Raw genomic sequence first — 1,982 nt, 5'->3', positions numbered from 1 at the left:
TCGGTTTTCTGCTCGCTCATAATAAAATCCTCACCTTCATCATATTCTGCACCGCCATATCATTATGCCAGCGGCTGCACTTCATCATATTCCTGCACCGCATGTCATTCTGCCAGCGGCTACACTTCATCATATTCTGCACCGCCATATCATTATGCCAGCGGCCACGCTTTATGCATTGCTATATTTTACTTTACATGCAATGTTTACTTTACATGCAATGTTCGCATATAGTTTTTCTATGTTTGTCCTTCAGCCTTGAACGAGTGTAATTATATACGCATTTGGCTATAACTAAAATAGCCAATATAGATATTTTAAATATAGCCAGTTTTATGGTCAGTTGAAGTACCGCCAATTCCTTATATTCCTTGACACAAATTGCAATTTTGTTTACACTTTGAGAAGGAAAAATTAATTTGCATATCATATATAAAGGAGAGCTTTCAACATGAGTGACCGTATCCGTACCCGATTTGCACCCAGCCCGACAGGCTACATGCACATCGGCAACCTGCGTACCGCGCTGTACGCCTATCTTTTTGCCAGAGCAAACGACGGCGATTTCCTGCTGCGCATCGAGGACACTGACCAGAAGCGTTTTGTAGCGGATGCCGTAGATTTTATTAATAGCACCCTTGCCGCCGCCCACATCGTTCCAAACGAGGGGCCTGACATCGGCGGTGACTGCGGCCCGTACATTCAAAGCCAGCGTCTTGATATCTACAAAAAATACGCCGAGGAGCTGATTGCCAGAGGGCATGCCTACCGCTGTTTCTGTGGCGATTCCAGCGAGGAACAGCATGAGGCCCAGGAGGCAGGAGAAGCCAAAGCCTTTGGCGGCTACAACAGGGCCTGCCGTGATCTGCCCCAGGAAACCCTCGACAAGTATCTGGCCGAGGGCAGGCCGTATATCATCCGCCAGAAAATGCCGCTGACCGGCGAAACCGCTTTCAACGATGCCGTACACGGCCATATCAGCTTCCAGAATGAGACCCTTGAGGATCAGGTCATCCTGAAGCAGGACGGCATGCCTACCTACAATTTCGCCAACGTCATCGACGACCATCTCATGAGCATTACCCATGTTATCCGCGGCACGGAGTTCATCACCTCCACCCCGAAGCATGTACTGCTGTATCAGTTCCTGGGCTGGGAGCCGCCTGCCTTCATCCATCTGCCGCCTGTCATGGGCAAGAACGAGGACGGCTCCGTTTCCAAGCTGTCCAAGCGCCACGGCGCCACCGGTTTCAGCCAGCTGGTGGATATGGGCTATCTGCCGGAGGCGATTACCAACTACGTGGCACTTCTGGGCTGGAGCCCGAAATCCGAGCAGGAAATCTTCACCATGGATGAGCTGATTGGCCGGTTCAGCCTGGACGGCCTCAGCAAATCCCCGGCAGTTTTTGACTACAACAAGCTGGACTGGGTAAACGGCGAATACTTCAAGGCTATGAGCGATGCTGACTTTGCCGCCGGTGCCAGGGCCTTTGCCGGTGCGCTTCCTGACGCCATCGGCGAGGAAAAATGGCTCTACCTCGCCAGCCTGCTCCGCACCCGTGTCAGCCGCTACAATCAGGTAGACGGGCAGATAGGCTTCTTCAGCCAGCTGCCTGACTACGGCACCGACCTGTTCACCAACAAGCGCAACAAGGTGACGCCGGAGAAGGCGGCCGAAATCCTGCCAACGGTCATCTCCATTCTGGAAAAGGTTCAGGACTGGACGCCGGAGGGCATTGATGCCGTACTGCAGCCGGGCGTTGCCGAATCCGGCATCAAGATGGGCACCTTCATGTGGCCGGCGCGTATCGCCCTGTCCGGACAGAAGGTCACCCCTGGCGGCGTAACAGAAATCCTTTACATTCTGGGCAGGGAGGAATCCTTCCGCCGCCTGCAGGCCGGTCTTGCCAAGGTGCAGGGATAATCCATCTGCCATGAGGCAGATGCCGCATCGCGCGGCGTATGCTGGCAGTATGCTGACA

Annotated in this window: 1 protein-coding gene; it reads left to right on the top strand. The window is 53.4% G+C overall.

Going from position 1 to position 1,982, the window contains the following annotated elements; genetic code table 11:
- Positions 1 to 451 precede the first annotated feature (451 nt).
- Positions 452 to 1,924 (top strand): glutamate--tRNA ligase, encoded by a 1,473-nt coding sequence (gene gltX, locus ACI3UA_RS06920; protein ID WP_439724085.1) that lies wholly within the window; start codon positions 452 to 454, stop codon positions 1,922 to 1,924.
- The last annotated feature ends 58 nt before the right edge of the window (positions 1,925 to 1,982 follow it).

Origin of the sequence: Anaerovibrio sp., assembly GCF_051866355.1 — a bacterium.
In the GTDB taxonomy this organism is placed as follows: Bacteria; Bacillota; Negativicutes; order Selenomonadales; family Selenomonadaceae; genus Anaerovibrio.
Note: the sequence above shows the minus strand (reverse complement) of the source record. Positions and strands in the feature narration are given on the sequence as shown.

What these genes read in the sequence shown, in the direction of transcription:
- gltX (WP_439724085.1), top strand. Translation starts at nt 452, where the DNA reads ATGAGTGACCGTATCCGTACCCGATTTGCACCCAGCCCGACAGGCTAC.